The sequence below is a fragment of the Mucilaginibacter sp. SG564 genome (assembly GCF_013149275.1).
GTDB lineage: Bacteria > Bacteroidota > Bacteroidia > Sphingobacteriales > Sphingobacteriaceae > Mucilaginibacter.
Genome location: NZ_JABGNA010000001.1, coordinates 461,085 through 478,212, shown reverse-complemented (window position 1 = coordinate 478,212; position 17,128 = coordinate 461,085). Strand labels below are relative to the sequence as shown.

The 17,128-nt window shown below is 46.1% G+C and carries 7 protein-coding genes; all 7 read left to right on the top strand.

Translation table 11 applies throughout. The features are described 5' to 3' along the window. The first annotated feature begins 2 nt into the window (after window positions 1–2). The 7 genes from FHW89_RS01635 (at window position 3) to FHW89_RS28610 (ending at window position 17,120) form a co-directional block, all read left to right on the top strand. Window positions 3–1,442, top strand: a complete 1,440-nt coding sequence (locus tag FHW89_RS01635) for a SusD/RagB family nutrient-binding outer membrane lipoprotein (protein WP_172333261.1) — start codon at window positions 3–5, stop codon at window positions 1,440–1,442. An 820-nt stretch (window positions 1,443–2,262) separates the two neighbouring features. Then, a complete protein-coding gene (locus FHW89_RS01630) occupies window positions 2,263–9,309 on the top strand; it encodes a type I polyketide synthase (protein WP_172333260.1) in 7,047 nt (2,348 codons plus the stop codon). A 29-nt stretch (window positions 9,310–9,338) separates the two neighbouring features. After that, complete coding sequence (locus FHW89_RS01625; RefSeq protein ID WP_172333259.1) at window positions 9,339–13,622, top strand: type I polyketide synthase; 4,284 nt, start codon at window positions 9,339–9,341, stop codon at window positions 13,620–13,622. Further along, window positions 13,610–13,909: an acyl carrier protein gene (locus FHW89_RS01620; protein WP_166086025.1), complete on the top strand. Its 300-nt coding sequence runs from the start codon at window positions 13,610–13,612 to the stop codon at window positions 13,907–13,909. Before FHW89_RS01625 ends, FHW89_RS01620 begins: the two co-directional genes overlap by 13 nt. Next, complete coding sequence (locus FHW89_RS01615) at window positions 13,900–14,661, top strand: alpha/beta fold hydrolase (protein WP_172333258.1); 762 nt, start codon at window positions 13,900–13,902, stop codon at window positions 14,659–14,661. Before FHW89_RS01620 ends, FHW89_RS01615 begins: the two co-directional genes overlap by 10 nt. A gap of 26 nt (window positions 14,662–14,687) precedes the next feature. After that, entirely contained in the window at window positions 14,688–15,893 is a 1,206-nt protein-coding gene (locus FHW89_RS28615; protein WP_216650444.1) for a glycosyltransferase, read from the top strand. A gap of 21 nt (window positions 15,894–15,914) precedes the next feature. Next, on the top strand, window positions 15,915–17,120 hold the full coding sequence (locus FHW89_RS28610; RefSeq protein ID WP_216650443.1) for a glycosyltransferase: 1,206 nt from the start codon (window positions 15,915–15,917) through the stop codon (window positions 17,118–17,120). The last annotated feature ends 8 nt before the right edge of the window (window positions 17,121–17,128 follow it).

The following is a 17,128-nucleotide window of genomic DNA, read 5'->3' as shown; positions in this document are numbered from 1 at the left end:
TAATGAAACTTAAATATACATCCATCATATTATCAGGCACGTTGTTATTATCATTGGCATCGTGCAAAAAAGAGCTGGTAAAAGTTAATGTAAACCCCAATGCTACCGAAAACCCGCTTCCCGACTACCTGCTTACCGGCGTGATCAAAAACATGGCCGATACTTATTGGGGTACCGACAACAACATGAACTCAAGCCTGCTTTTTGCACAGCATTGGGCCAAAATTCAGTATACCGATCCGGATCGGTACATTTATACCAACAGCTCGTTTCAAAGCTTATGGACTACATCATACACCAAAGGTGTTATCAACCTGAATAAGATCATTTCAATAGCCGATGGCCAGGGAAATACTAATTATAAAGGCGTTGCCCTGGTACTGCGTTCATGGGTATTTACCCTGCTTACCGATCAGTATGGCAACATACCTTATAAACAGGCGGTTAATATTGATCAAAACCTTACTCCGGTATATGATACACAGAAAGATGTGTATTTTGCCTTGCTTGATGATTTGAAAGCGGCTCAAACAGCACTTAGTACATCGGGTAAAACTATTTCGGGCGATGTGATATATGGTGGTAATATTGCCTCCTGGAAAAAATTCGCCAATTCGCTGCGTCTGCGTATCGCGCTTCGTATTGCTGATCGTGAACCTGATAAAGCTAAACAGGTATTGGCAGATGTACAGGCCGAAGGCAGCGGTTATATCAGCTCAAACAGCGAGATTGCGCAACTGATTTACGTTGATTCGCCAAACCAAAACCCGATCAGCAATTTGTTTGATACCCGCGATGATTACCGTATCAGCAAAACCATAGTCGACCAGCTATTCGCGCTAAATGATCCTCGCCTGCCAATTTTTGCCAGTCCAACCAAGGATGCTACCCCGCAAACCTATGTAGGCGTACCTAATGGTTTATTGGTTGGCGATGCCAGCAGTTTGGGTTTAACCAAAACATCAAAACCAGGCACCTATTTCCTGGCGCCGCATGCCCCTGCCGTAATCATCAGTTATGCCGAGGTATTGTTTGATCAGGCCGAAGCCGTAGCACGCGGCTTTATAGCCGGTAACGCAGCCGATCTGTACAACCAGGCAATAACCGCTTCATTGCAACAATACAACATCGGCAACGCGGCCATTGCCGCCTATCTTAATACCGCGGCAGTTAAGTATGATGCATCGAACTATAAAAAATCAATTGGTAATCAAAAATGGATAGCCTTATTTGGCCAGGGCCTGGAAGCCTTTGCCGAATGGCGCCGCCTGGACTACCCGCAACTAAAGCCAGCTGTTGCCGGTGCCTTGAACGGTAAAATGCCGGTAAGGTTTATTTACCCGGGTACCGAGCAAACATTAAATGGTGCCAGCTATCAGGCAGCTGTAGCCAACCAGGGTGCCGACGTACTCACCACCAAACTCTGGTTTGATGTGAACTAATATCATGTCACCTAATAAATAAGAAAAGGCCGCTTAAGCGGCCTTTTCTTATTTATAAACTATTCAAAGCATTTTACTAAACTAGTAAAACACAGTTTTAGCAGAACTTAAACAAGCAAAAAAAATAAAAAGCAGAGCTAATAGCTCTAAAACCACCTCTCAAAACCTGGATTTATATAAATACTTACACTTTAGTTTATTTTTTAATGCAACAGGCAATATAAATTTCAAAAAGTACCAATACCAGGCTCTATGAATACCCCACCTTCTTCCCTTCCGAACTATCTGGCTACCAAACACTTGATAGATATTATTTTTATAATAAATATACAAATATCTAAATATCAGATAATTACATATTAATTCACTCGTATTTAAAGCAATTTTATCAAGGTAAATTCTACTTTAAATAAATATTAACAAATTAGTCAAAATTACGCCGAATAAAGATATTTAACTCAAGGGAATCTATTTATTAACCAATAATTATCATTATTATTTGAGGTAAATCCTTTAATCTCTCTGATAAACAACATAATATTAGGCCATTACCATATGTTCCGGGGCTTTTTTTTCATTTTGTTCTTTTTCTGTTCATTGTATTCACTGTGCAGAAATATAAAAATATAGTGGTATTATTGTATAATTAATAAGATTAAGATGTCTTTGTTATTAAATTATTACTTTTTGATTAAAGTATAAGATTGATTTATTATTTTCATCTGCCATAATATTTAGTGTTCTCTATATCCTCATCTGGGATTTGTATGGTAGTTTTTGCAGATAGCCATCTATTTAAAAATTTTATCTACCCTATACCATGAAAAAACGTGCAATAATTGGATTAACCCCCTTCGAAAAACCCGATGTATCGCTTGCACTTGATCTGCATCAGGCGGGAGCTTATCCTGTACTGAGTCTTGGGTTCAACAAAACCATTGCCGAAGCTGCGCTTGAAAATTTAGTAAACCGCGGCTTAATCGATTTTGGTGTTTGTTTTACAGGAGCCGACATCATCGATATCAAACTCCCTGAGCAGGTGAGCATGATCATAGCTCCATTCGGGGTAAAGATCAAACAGCCTAAAAATACCGCGCTTGTTTACCAGGTTTATGACCTTGCTTCTGCTAAACAGGCAAAAGCACAAGGCGCGGCAGGTATCATTATTAAAGGGAATGAAGGTGCCGGTAATGTGGCTTACGAATCATCATACATCCTATTTCAGCGCGTTATACAGGAGGTAAAAGATATCCCGGTTTGGGTGCAGGGCGGTGTGGGTATACATACAGCAGCCGCGTTATCTGCGCAAGGAGCAGCCGGTGTTATATTAGATAGCCAATTAGCACTATTCCCGGAGTGCTCTGTGCCAAAAGAATTGAAAGAGCTTTGCACCAAACTAAGTGGCACGGAAACCAAACTGATCGACAACTGCAGGGTACTGGTTCGTCCAAACTCTCCTGCCCTGCCAGATAATACTACTTATACTAATCTTAAAGCTTATTTCACCGATCTTCAGGTAGATAAAAGCTATATTCCTATGGGTCAGGACATCGCCCTGGCCACCGATCTGATTAACCGTTATAAAAAACTAAACAAACTTGTATTTGGTATCAAAGAAGCCATGTATGGCCACCTGAACCAGGCACGGGCCCTAAACGTGATCAGACCAAACAATGCTTTAGCCAAAGATCTGAATATCACCTATCCTATTGCCCAGGGCCCAATGACCCGCGTAAGCGATGTAGCTCCATTTGCCGATGCCGTGGCAGAAGCGGGCGCTTTATCATTCATCGCGCTGTCGTTATTAAAAGGCCCCCGCGCTAAAGAACTGGTGATGGATACCAAGAAACTCGCCGGTAATAAAACCTGGGGTGTAGGTATCCTGGGGTTTGCCCCACAGGAACTGCGCGACGAGCAAATGCAATACATCCTGGAAGCTAAACCACCCGTAGTATTGATTGCAGGCGGCAGGCCATCACAGGCTAAACCGCTTGAAAAAGCAGGTATAAAAACATTTTTACATGTTCCTTCAGTTTCCCTGCTGGATATGTTTCTGAAAGAAGGCGCCCGCCGCTTTGTTTTTGAAGGCCGTGAATGCGGTGGCCACGTTGGCCCGCTATCGAGCATGGTGCTTTGGGAAAAACAAATTGAGCGCCTGTTAAAAGAAGACAAGCCCGAAGAGATCAGCGTATTTTTCGCCGGTGGTATACATGATGCATTTTCATCGGCCTTTATAGCCGTAATGGCAGCTCCACTGGCCGCCAAAGGTGTAAAAGTGGGTGTGCTGATGGGTACCGCTTATTTATATACTAAAGAAGCGGTGATCACCGGCGCCATTCAGGATAAATTTCAGGAGCAGGCCCTGCAAGCTAAAGACACTGTATTGCTGGAAACAGCACCGGGTCATGAAACCCGCTGCCTGAACACCGCTTTCGCTGATTTCTTTAGTACAGAGAAAGCCAAACTGCAAGAGGCCGGTATCGACAAAAAAGAGATCTGGGAAAAACTGGAAAGCCTGAACGTAGGCCGTCTGCGTATAGCTGCCAAAGGCATCGAGCGTCGCGGCGACGAGTTGGTAACCATCAACGAGGCCGATCAGTTAAGTCTGGGTATGTACATGATAGGCCAGGTGGCCGTGATGCATAACAAGGTTATTTCCCTGCTGGAACTGCACCAGGATGTGGCCGAAAACAACTATCAGCATATCCAGAAAGCCGCTTTACCTGCCGCGCCAGAATCAACCGAGCGTTCGCTTGATGTGGCTATCGTGGGTATGGCCTGTATTTTCCCTGAAGCAAAAAATATTGAAGAATACTGGCGCAATATCATCTTAGGAAAAGATTGCGTAACCGAGGTGCCTGATGAGCGCTGGAATAAAGCCTTATATTACGATCCTACATCTACCGCCGATGATATGTCGCACTCCAAGTGGGGTGGCTTTATTCCAAAGATCGATTTTGATCCGTTGGAATTTGGTATCCCGCCGCAATCATTGGCCGCCATTGAGCCAACACAGCTGTTAACCCTATTGGTAGCCAAACAGGCTATGGAAAATGCAGGTTATGGCAGCGGTAATTTTGATCGTGACAACATATCTGTAATTATTGGTGCCGAAGGTGGTAACGACCTGGCCAACAGCTACAGCTTCAGGGGATATTACAAACAGGTATTTGGCGAGATCCCTGCCGAAGTTGATGCGGCTTTGCCAAAAACTACTGAAGACTCGTTCCCGGGTATCCTGGCCAACGTAATTTCTGGTCGTATCACCAACCGTATGGATTTTGGTGGTCGTAACTTTACGGTAGATGCCGCCTGCGCATCGTCGTTAGCAGCTATTGATCTGGCTTGCCAGGAATTATTCCTCGAAAAATCAGACATGGTACTGGCCGGTGGCGCCGATTTACACAATGGTATCAATGATTACCTGATGTTCTCGAGCACCCATGCCCTATCCCGCAAAGGCCGTTGCGCCACATTTGATGGCGAGGCTGATGGTATAGCTTTAGGCGAAGGCGTTGCCATGATCGTATTAAAAAGACATGAAGATGCCCTGCGCGATGGCGACCGTGTTTATGCGGTGATCAAAGGCGTTGGCGGATCAAGCGACGGCAAAGCGCTGGGCTTAACCGCTCCACGCAAAATCGGTCAGGTACGTGCATTGGAACGTGCTTATGAACAAGCCGGTATCACTCCATCGTTATTAGGTTTGGTTGAAGCCCACGGTACAGGTACCGTAGTTGGTGATAAAACCGAGTTAAGCGCATTGACCGATATGCTGAACCAATCGGGCGCGCTTGCTGGTCAAACACATCTGGGTTCGGTAAAAACACAGATCGGGCATACCAAATGCGCCGCCGGTTTGGCCGGACTGATCAAAGCTTCCCTGGCGGTTTATCATGGTATAAAACCACCAACCATCAATTTAACATCACCAAACGCGTTTTATAATCCGGAGACAAGTCCTTTCGCTTTCCATACCGAAGCCGGTTTATGGATGGAAGAAAAACGTTATGCTGGTGTAAGCGCATTCGGTTTTGGGGGTACCAACTTCCACGCTGTAATTGAAAGCGGCACCCCGGTACCGGCAGACAATCCTGCATTAACATCATGGCCTTCAGAGCTTTTTGTTTTCCGTGGTGATACTTACGACGAAGCAAAAGCAAAACTAAACTCAGTAAAAGCTTTACTGGAGATCAACGGCAATATCGAACTGAGAGACATAGCCTTTAGCTTAGCAACTGCAAGTACCAAACCGGTACAATTGAGCATCGTTGCCGACAATGCCGACGACCTGATGATGAAGGTTGAACTGGCCCTTTCAGGCATCGAAAGCAAAGACACTTATATAGTTAAAAAACAGGAAGGTAAAGTGGCCTTCATGTTCCCTGGTCAGGGAAGTCAGCGTATCAACATGGCACGCGACCTTTTCGTGGTGTTCCCGGCCATGCGTACTTTATTAAAGCAGTACCCTGAATATGAAAAAGTACTGTTCCCGAACGCAGCCTTCGATCCGGAACTGATCAAAGAGCAGAAAGAGACCATTAAAGATACCCGCATGGCACAGCCATTACTGGGTATGGTTGACCTTGCTTTGGCCAACTTCCTGAAAAACCTGGGCATTGAGCCGGATATGGTTGCCGGTCATAGCTATGGCGAATTGCCAGCCCTGTGTTTTGCCGGAGCGTTTGACGAAAACGAATTGGTAAACCTGAGCGCCAAACGTGCCCAATCAATATTAGACGCCGTTGTTGATGGCGACGCGGGCGCGATGATAGCCGTAAACGCTACTCAGGACGAATTACAAAAAATCATTTCGGGATTAAAAGATATTTACCCGGTTAATTATAACTCTCCGTTACAATGTGTAATTGCTGGTACAACCCCTGCCATACACAGCTTAATGGAAACATTAAAAACGGCAAAAATATCGGCCAGGAAACTGGAAGTAGCCTGTGCATTCCACAGCCCGCTGGTTTCCAGATCAAAAGAACTGTATACCGAAGTACTTGCCGGTGTAAACTTTAACGATCTGCACTTGCCGGTATGGTCAAACACTACCGCAGCTGCCTACCCTGTTAAAGCCAAAGAAATAAAGGAACGCTTAAGCGATCACCTGGTAAAACCGGTAAAATTTGTGGAAGAAGTACAGCAAATGTACGCCGCAGGCGCCCGGATATTTATAGAGGTTGGCCCGGGTAAAGTATTAACCGGTTTAACTAAAGCCTGTTTGGGTAAAGACGAAGTATTGTTATTTGCCGAAGATAACAGCCGCAACAAGCTAACCCATCTGCTTTGTATGCTGGCCGACTATATGGCTACAGGCCGTAACATCCATATCGAGAAATTATTTGAAGGCCGCGGCGCCAAATTATTAAACCTGGACGAACCAGCTTTATACAAAAAGAGCGCTGCTGTTTGGTACGTAAACGGCCAGCAAGCCATACCTGCTAATGGAAAGCTGCCGGCTAACGGAGCCCTACCTATCATTGAACCTATTAAAATGAAAAACAACGAAGTACCGACACAAACGCACACCGTCGTAAATTCGGGTGCGGAACTGATGATGCAGGAATACCTGAACAGCATGAAAATGCTGATACAGGCCCAAAGAGATGTGATGATGTCCTTTTTAGGACAAAATCCGGGCAGCCCGATGATTTACCAGCAGCAGGCGCCACAATATCAGCAACAAGCTTATGTGCAGCAACACCCTATCCCGGTAGCCCCTGTTGAAGTTAAACAGGAAGTAAAAGCTATCGCACAACCGGTAGCAGCACAAGTTGCCGCGCAAAAAGATGTTAAACAGGTATTATTACAGGTAGTGAGCGATAAAACCGGTTATCCGCAGGATATGCTGGGTATGGAGATGGACCTGGAAGCCGATCTGAGCATCGACTCTATTAAACGGGTGGAAATCATTGGTACTTTACGCACCGAGCTGGGCGGTTTTAGCAACAGCGAAAAAAGCGAGGACACCATGATGGAGCAATTGGCCGGTATCAAAACCCTGAGCGGTTTGGTAAACTGGATCAATGAAAATACAGCACAGGCACCCGCAGCTGCACCTGTTGCAGTTAATGTGGAGGTTAATGTGCAGACAACTTCAAAAGTTAAATTCTCTATTGAAGACCTGAAAGCGGCCATATTATCTGTAGTAAGCGATAAAACAGGTTATCCGCAGGAAATGTTGGGTATGGACCTGGATATGGAAGCCGACCTGAGCATCGACTCGATCAAACGTATGGAGATCATCGGCGATCTGAAACTAAAGATAGGTTTTGGAAAAGCCAATGAACAGGCAGATGATATGATGGAAAAACTGGCAGCCATTAAAACATTGAATGGCCTGGCCAACTGGATTGCTGAAATTGAATCAGAAACAGAAGGCCTGGTGACCGAAGCTAAAAAGATCATAGAAGAGCCCGTAGCTGAACCAACAGCCGACGAAACATTGTCACGTTTACGTTTCGAGCTTACCCCTACCAAACAGGCAACTGCCGAAGACGCCATTATTAAAGGTAAACGCTTTGCAATTACTGATGATGGTGGTATACAGGCTATCAAGATCAAACATTTACTGGAACAGCACGGCGCACTGGCCGATATTGTGTATGCCGGTGGTAACCTGCAGGGCTATCAAGGGTTGATCATCCTTAATATGTTTGCTTCTCAAAAAACAGTAGGTATAATCGATCACTTCGCTTTGATCAAGAAACTGGATTTTGACACTGTAAAATGGGTTTATATCATATCAGATACCATGCTGCATCTGAATGAATTTACGGACATCAGCTTATTAAGACGCTACCAGGGTTATCCAGGCTTCTTTAAAAGCCTCGACCGCGAGTTTGAACAAACCAAATGCCGTGTAGTAAGCGTAGGCACGCCAATGACCACTGAGGAGATAGCTGACGTTACCCTGAAAGAGATCCTTAATCCCGATAAACCATCGGAAGTGATTTACCGTGATCATCAAAGACATGTAATGGAACTGATCCCGTCGCAACTGATCACCGGTTTGGAAGAATCACATATTAAACTGGATAAAAAATCGGTAGTGATCGTATTTGGCGGTGCCCAGGGTATCACTTCAGAGCTGATGATCCATTTTGCTAAGGATTATCCATGTACTTATATCCTGGTGGGACGCTCTGCCGATCCAAGAAAAGCTGAAGCAAGCGCTGCCGACGCGCTGGAATCAAAAGATGAGATTCGTGCATTCGTGATCAAACAAGGCGTTATTAAAAAACCTGCCGAAGTTGAACAGGAAACTGCCCGTATCTACAAAAACAACCAGGTGATGCGCACCATCGCTCAAATGGAAGCCGGTGGTTCAACCGTAGTGTACAAATCACTCGACCTGTGCGATGAGCAACGCCTGAGCAGCTTTATCGATGATACTTATGAAATATATGGCCGTATAGATGGTGTGGTACACGGTGCAGGCTTACTGGAAGATAAATTATTCCAAAGCAAAACCCCGGAATCATTTGGCCGCGTTTTCGATACCAAGGTAAAACCATTGCGTATCCTGGCCGAGCAACTGCGTCCGGAAACACAGTTCGTGATCCTGTTCTCGAGTATCGCTTCGGTTTATGGTAACCGCGGACAAACAGATTATGCGGCAGCTAACAGCGTGTTAGACAAATATGCATGGGTGCTTAACAAACGCATCAATGGTAAGGTAATGTCTATCAACTGGGGCCCATGGAAAGGTGCCGGCATGGTATCGCCAACCCTCGAAAAAGAATACGAACGCCGTGGCATAGCGCTGATACCGCTGCAACATGGTCGTGAAATATTTTTAAATGAATTAAAATACGGCAAAGAGAGCCAGGTATTAATTATGGCAGGTAACAACTGGTAATTATACATCGGTTAAACCACATTCCACATATGAAGAAAACGGATGTAGCAGTAATAGGGATGTCATGCATTTTTCCGGGAGCGGGCGATGTAGAAACCTTCTGGCAAAATATAATTAACCGGGTCGACTCAACTCAAATAGTGCCACCGGATCGTATTGATCCGGTGCATTTTAGTAAAGAGGGGTCGGCAGTAGATCGTTTTTACTGTAACCGCGGCGGCTTTATTCCTGATTATGAATTTGACCCTCGCCGTTTCGGCATTCTGCCGGTAGCTGTTGAAGGCACCGAGCCAGATCATCTGCTCACGCTCGATCTGGCCTACAAAGCATTGGAAGATGCAGGCGTATTTGCCCGCAATGTTACGCTGGATAAAACGGGGATTATCATTGGTAAAGGTAATTATACCGGTCCCGGTGCAACCCGTGCCATTGAGATAGTACGTACCGGCGAGCAGATCGCTTCCTTATTAAAAGAAATATTACCCGGCTTGGGCGATGCCGAAGTAGAAAAAGTAAAACAGGAATTCCAACTACGCAAGGGGCGTTTTAGCGCCGATACCGCCATGGGGCTTATCCCCAACCTGGTAGCATCGCTGGTGGCTAACCGCTTAAATTTGGGCGGTGTGGCATTCACTCTGGATGCTGCATGTGCCAGTTCACTCATTGCTATCGATCATGGTGTACAAGAACTGAACAGCGGCCGTTGCGATATGGTGATAGCCGGTGGTGTGCACACCGGGCAAAACGCTGCTTTCTGGAGTATATTTTCGCAATTGGGAGCTCTATCCCGCCAGGAAAAAATAAAACCTTTTGATGCTGCTGCCGATGGCCTGATCATTGGCGAAGGCTGTGGTTTTGTGGTTTTAAAACGCCTGGAAGATGCCATAAACGATAAAGACAAAATTTACGCAGTTATAAAAGGTATTGGTGTCAGCAGCGATGGCAGCGGCACCAGCGTAATGAGCCCTGCGGTAAAAGGCCAGCTTAAGGCCATTGAGCAGGCCTGGGAAAATGCAGGTATTCCCACAGATAAAATTGGGTACCTGGAAGCGCACGGTACAGGTACCCCACTGGGCGACAAGACCGAGCTGCAAACCCTGGCCCAGTTTTTTGGCTACCATCCCGAACTGCCTGATGCAGGAATCGGTTCGGTAAAATCAAATATCGGTCATGCCATGCCTGCCGCGGGTATTGCTGGTTTTATCAAAACCTGCCTGGCTTTGTATCATGATACTTTGCCGCCAACCCTGCATTGCGAAACGCCTTTGGCTCAAATGGAAAAAACCCGGTTTTCACCGGTACAGGCATCCCGTAGTTGGTCGGCATCTGGTTTACCCAAGTTTGCCGGTGTAAATGCCTTTGGTTTTGGCGGCATTAATGCTCACGTGGTATTGGAAGGCTTTAATGCGCCTAAAAAGGACGAGGTATTATTATTGGCCCGTGAAACGCACGAGGCACTGATCACCGCGTTGGAAACAGGAGACTTCAGCGAAGGCCAAGGCAATTTCCGTATAGCCTTGTTCGACCCAACACCCGAAAGAATAAAGAAAGCAACCAAAATAGCTGCCAAAAACAATCCATGGCGCAACAAACAGGATATCTGGTACACCAATGCCCCTTTATTGAACGATGGCGGTAAGGTGGCCTTTGTATTTCCAGGCCTTGACGGTTTAGCAGGTGGCGAAGTAACTACCGTAGCCAATTATTTTAACATCACACCGGATAATGACACCAAAGCCGATGGCTTACTGAGTGAAGCCTTAGGCATACTCAATAAAAGCAGCATCCTGGATACCGCCCTGAAACAACTGGGCGTAAAACCGGATATGAACGCCGGGCATAGCCTGGGCGAGTGGTTGGCTGCCCGTTCATCTGAACTGGCCGAAGAAAGCTCGGTACTGGAACTGCTGGATGTATTGAACCCGGAAACATTCGAACTAAAAGACTCTCGCTTTATAGCAGTAGGTTGCGGTATTGATCAGCTGGAGCCTATTATGGCCGGGATTAAAGATGTATACCTATCGAACGATAACTGCCCGCAGCAAGTGATCCTTTGCGGCAGCAAACCCGCGTTGGATGAGTTGGTGCCGATATTAAAAGCCAAACAGATCTTTCACCAGATACTGCCATTTCAATCAGGCTTCCACTCCCCTTTTGTGGCCGATAAGCTGGACCTGATATTGGATGGGATGCGCAACATGCAGTTCCGCAAAACAACTACGCCGCTGTGGTCGGCTACTACATTGGAGCTTTATCCGGAGGGTTTTGAGGCCATCAGGCAACTGAGCGCCGAGCACTTGATCAAACCGGTACGTTTCCGTGAGCTTACCGAGAAACTATACAGCGAAGGCGCCCGTGTTTTTATACAAGTTGGCTCGGGTGGTTTGATAGGTTTTATTGACGATACTTTAAAAGGCCAAAGCTTTAGTACTATAGCATCAAACGTACCCACGCGCCCTGGCTTAAACCAATTGCAACGGGTATTGGCAGCCTTGTTTGTGGAAGGTAAAGAGGTTGCGCTTGACTTTATGGGTCGCCAAAAAACCTCTTCACCCGCTGCTACAAAAGGTATCAAACTGGAACTGGGTTCGCCCATTGTACATAACCTGACCGGGCTTAAAAATCTTGCCCCGGTTAAACAGCAGGTACCGGTAAATCACGAAGCTATGCTGGTTGACGTTGCTGATCCGATTATGCGGGCCTTCAGCGAAAACGTGGCCGAAATGGTGAGCATACAGAACGAGATGCTACAGCTTTTCCAGAACAGGCCTGCACAACCGGTGGTACGAGCTACGACAAAATCAATACCTGTTCAGGCACCACCACCCGTGGCTCCGCCGCAAATAACTACTGATGCTCCGGTAAAAAGGGTTCCTTTTTCTAAACAACTGGATGTTAGTTTGGATAACTGCCCTTACCTGATAGACCACTCCCTGCTGCGTCAGCCAAAAGGCTGGCATTGCGTAGAAGATATGGATCCGGTGATACCGATGACCATGATATTTGAGATGTTTGGCGAAATAGCTGCCGAACAATCACCCGGCGAACAGGTGCAAAAGATCATGAACATTAAGGTATTCCAATGGATGAACGTAGTAAAACCTTTCCGCGAAACTGTTAAAGGCGAATGGAAAGATCAGCAACGCGTTTACCTCGACCTGGATAAATTTGCCAATGCCGAAGTACAATTGGCCCGCGAGCTTAGCCCGGCACCAGACCGTCGTTTTGATGTAGGCGAACTGCTGGACATCCAGCGCACTGCCGAGCAGATCTATGACGCGCATATGTTCCATGGCCCGCGTTACCAGGGTATTCGTTCCCTAACGGCTGTAGGCAAAAAAGGTATCACCGGTATTATTGAAGGCGATGCCGGTAAAGGCTCCCTGCTGGATAACGCCGGACAACTGTTCGGTTTATGGCTGCAATTAACGCTCACCAAAGACCGTATCGCATTCCCGGTAAAAATTCAGGAGATCGAGTTTTTTGAACCAATGGAAGACCAGAAAGGTCAGTTTGAGTGTACCTGCGTACTCACCGAACTGAATGATGAATTTGCCACTGCCGATTTTGTGATGAAGCGTAACGGCAAGATCTGGGCCATCATCACCGGCTGGCAAAACCGACGGTTGGAAATTGACGAACCACTGTGGAACGTATCCATGTCGCCATTGCACAACCGTTTATCAGAAGAGATAGCGCCGGGTATATTTATGTTCCATCAGGCTTACTCACGCGTGGTATCCTGGGATTTTATCCTGAAACGTTATTTCAACCAGGACGAGAAAAAACACCACAACACGCTGATGCCAAACAAGCGCAAGATCTGGATGATCAGTCGCGTGGCGGTAAAAGATGCTGTGAGGAACCTGCTCAACAAACAAAAACAACAGGCCTGCTACCCTATCACCTTCGAAATAAAGGCTGATGAGCTGGGTAAGCCCTATCCAAGTGGTGGCCTTGCCGATGGTATCCACATATCCATTGCCCATAAAGGAACAGATGCCGTAGGTATTGCCCAATATGATAAACCGGTGGGTATCGACATGGAAACCATCGAAAATCGCGGCACAGGCTTTTTTGACATGGTATTTACCGAAACTGAAACAGCCCTGTTAAAAGACAAGGATGCAGCCGAATGGGCAACCCGTTTCTGGGTGGCCAAGGAAGCTTATGGCAAATACCTGGGCAAAGGCCTGCAAGGTAACCCCAAAGCATACGTAGTTGAGGAGATTAAAGGCGACGAACTGCGCATTAAAGACATTTACATCAAAACATTAAAACATAAAAACTACATAATCGGATGGACACAGTAGCATCAACAGGAAAACTAAACAAAGAAGAAATATTTGATCTGATGAAGCAATTCATCACCGAAGTTATAGGTGAGGAATTTGTGGAGGAAATGGATATCACTACCGAAAGTTCATTCACCAAAGACCTTGAAATGGACAGCATCGAGATCGTGTCTTTTTCCGAAAAAATTAAAGCCCATTTTGGTGACCAGATCGATTTTACCGGCTGGTTGTCATCCATGGATCTTGATCAGCTCATCAATCTGAACTTAGGTATGATCATCAATTACATTTACGAATGCCAGTAATCAAAGTAAATAACAGGGATGTGCATATCCAGGAGCTTAACAAAGGCGCGGCCGAAACCGTGCTGCTGGTTCATGGCATGTTTAGTAACCTCTCTGTTTATTATTTTAATATCGCCCCCATTCTGGCCGAGCATTTCCACGTGGTGATGTACGATCTGAAAAGCCATGGCATGAGCGAACGTACCCTTCACGGTTACGACCTCAACAGCATGACCGATGACCTGAACGGTCTGATGGAAGCGCTGAACTTGAACACGGTGCATCTGGCCGGTTACAGCTTTGGCGGGTTGATCGCTCTGAAAATGGCGCTGCGTTTCCCGGATAAGGTAAAGAAGCTCGTAGTTATTGAAGCACCTGATCCAAAGGACGAGAAAGCACGTGGTATTATTGACGATTACAGTCGTGAGTTTTTGGAGCATTACGTAGAGAACTTTACCGATACCACCAAGGTAAAAATGGGTAAACGGCAGATGGAACGTAACCACCGCATGTATGAATACCTGTTTTACCAAACCAGTATCAAAAGTGATATGATAGCCGAAAAGGATTTTCTGGACGAGCCGGAGGTTGCCCTTTTGAACAAAGATACGCTGTTGCTTTACGGAGCAGATTCCAATTGCCTGGAAACCGGCAAAGAGCTCAATGAAAAGATAAAAACATCAGAACTAACCCCGGTTCCTGGTGACCATAACATACCGATACAAGAACCTGTATTGATCGCTAATATGATCAATACATTTTTCAGGAACTAAACTTTACCCGCGAAAAACTTATACCTATGGCAAAGTTTGTATTTATAGTACCTCCTTTAACCGGGCATATCAACCCTACTTTAAGCATGGGCGCTGTTTTACTGGAACGCGGCCACCGCGTAGGCTGGATAACGCTCGACGAATCACTGGCTGCCAGGCTTCCGGAAGGCGGCGAACTGCTGCACATCAGTTACGACGAAAACGACGAACAGAAACGGGAAAGCGAGCAATACCTGGACATCATCACCAAAAAAATAGTATACGGGATTGATAGTCTCAAATTCCTGTACGAGGAAGTGTTGATCCCCCTTAACCGTCATAGCTATGATGGCATTATCCATTTGCTCGACCAATTTGAACCAGACCTGGTGATCACCGACCATCAGATGTTCGCGGGTGCTATTGCAGCTACCAATAAGGGGCTGCCCTATGCTACATCGGTAACTGCACCTGCTGCTATCAAAGTAATGGAGGAACTGCCTAAAGTACATGAATGGGAAATGAACCAGGTAATAGGTTTACAGCAGGAGTTTGGGGTTGACGTTCCTACTCCTATTGTTTGTTCTGACCTGCTAACCATGGTGCTTACTTCGCAGGCCTTTTTTGGCGATATGGAATTAACGCCAAACTTCCGTTTTACCGGCCCGGTGATCAATCGCCCGGCTACCAAAACGGCATTTGATTGGGATAAACTAAAAGAGAGCAACAATCCTAAAATACTGATAAGCATAGGCACAACTTTTGACCACGAGCATAAAAAGAGTTTCTTCAGCAAAGTGATAGAAGCCTTTGGCAACGAGGATATTACCGCAGTTGTGGTTTCTGACCCCGACCTGTTTGAGCAATGGCCCGCCAACTTTATTGTACAGCGCCACGTACCCCAGCTCGATCTGCTGCCTCATTTGGATGCCGTAGTTTGTCATGGTGGTCACAACACTGTTTGCGAAACACTGTCAAATGGTTTACCTATGGTGGTAATCCCTATTGCCTATGATCAGTCACATGTGGCTGGCCGTGTGGTGCGCACAGGTGCCGGTGAGCGCTTAAACTTTAACCGCTTTAAAGCCCATCACCTGAAAGAAGCCGTTAACACCGTACTGAATAACCCTGCTTATAAAGAATCAGCAGAAGTGATCAAACAATCATTCCTGGAGGCTGGCGGCACAGCAACTGCGGCCGACCTGCTGGAGCAGGTCGCGTCAAAACAATCTTTGGAAGTATTAAAAAACTAACAATATCATCATCAATCTACCATGGCAAAGTTTTTATTTGTTGTTCCACCATTTTTCGGGCATATCAGTCCAACATTAAGTATTGGTGCAAGTCTTATTGCCCGCGGTCATGAAGTAAAATGGCTGGGTATTACACCACTGGCCGATAAACACATCCCTGCAGGCGGCGAGTTCATATATCCCGCGGCTGAGTTAGAGGAGCATCTGGATGAAATAAACCGGATCCTGAAACGCCAGGATGATGGCCCTGCCTGTTCAGGTCCGGAGGTGATGAAACTGGCTTTGGAAGAAACTTACGTGCCCTTTGCCCGTATCATGATGCCCGGACTAAGCAATTTTGTAGATGCCTGGAAACCCGATGTTATCATTAACGATTGTATCACCTTTGCAGGCGCCCTGTGCGCCCACATCAAAGGCATCCCATCGGTAACCACTACACCTGTACCACCAGATGTGATGGGCGATACCGCCAACAGCGCACCTAAAATTTTTGAATGGCAGCAAAACCTGGTAAAAGGCTTGCAGCAGGAGTTTGGTGTTTATGGCGATGAGATCGTTATCCACTCCCACAAGCTCAACATGGTATTTACTTCGCAGGCCTTTGCTGGTTTTGATGAAGTATCACCGCACATGAAATTTGTTGGCCCTGTAAAAGGCAGGCCCAACAATGCCGCTTTTGATTGGGAAAGGCTGGCAAAAGCTACCACACCAAAGGTATTTGTATCATTAGGTACGTTACTGGTTGACATCCGCAAGGAATTTTTCCAGAAACTGATAACCGCTTTTGCAGATCAGCCGGTAACTATAGTAGCCGCCACCAATCCTGATATTTTTGAGGTATGGCCCGATAATTTTATCGTAAACGGCTTTGTACCTCAAACCGAACTGATGCCGCATATGGACGCCGTGATCTGCCATGGTGGTTTCAACACGGTAAATGATACGTTTATCAATGGATTACCTATGCTGATCACCCCTATCGCTTATGATCATTTCCACACTGCAAAACTGATCGAGAACTCAGGTGCCGGTGTGAGTATACGGTATAAGCGCTTGCGTATTGCTGATCTGCGCGATACCGTTTTTGAGCTATTACAAAACCCGAAATACCGGGAGGCTGCCATAAAGGTAAATGAAACCTTTGTAGCCGCCGGTGGTAATGATAAGGCTGTACAGCTATTGGAAGATTTTGCCGCGGCAGAATCTGTCCTGGCGCCTTTGAACTAACCACCAAC

Bases quoted from the DNA above. Each gene is read 5' to 3' on its own strand.
- FHW89_RS01620 (WP_166086025.1), top strand. From the start codon at position 13,610: ATGGACACAGTAGCATCAACAGGAAAACTAAACAAAGAAGAAATATTT.
- FHW89_RS01625 (WP_172333259.1), top strand. From the start codon at position 9,339: ATGAAGAAAACGGATGTAGCAGTAATAGGGATGTCATGCATTTTTCCG.
- FHW89_RS01615 (WP_172333258.1), top strand. From the start codon at position 13,900: ATGCCAGTAATCAAAGTAAATAACAGGGATGTGCATATCCAGGAGCTT.
- FHW89_RS28610 (WP_216650443.1), top strand. From the start codon at position 15,915: ATGGCAAAGTTTTTATTTGTTGTTCCACCATTTTTCGGGCATATCAGT.
- FHW89_RS01630 (WP_172333260.1), top strand. From the start codon at position 2,263: ATGAAAAAACGTGCAATAATTGGATTAACCCCCTTCGAAAAACCCGAT.
- FHW89_RS28615 (WP_216650444.1), top strand. From the start codon at position 14,688: ATGGCAAAGTTTGTATTTATAGTACCTCCTTTAACCGGGCATATCAAC.
- FHW89_RS01635 (WP_172333261.1), top strand. From the start codon at position 3: ATGAAACTTAAATATACATCCATCATATTATCAGGCACGTTGTTATTA.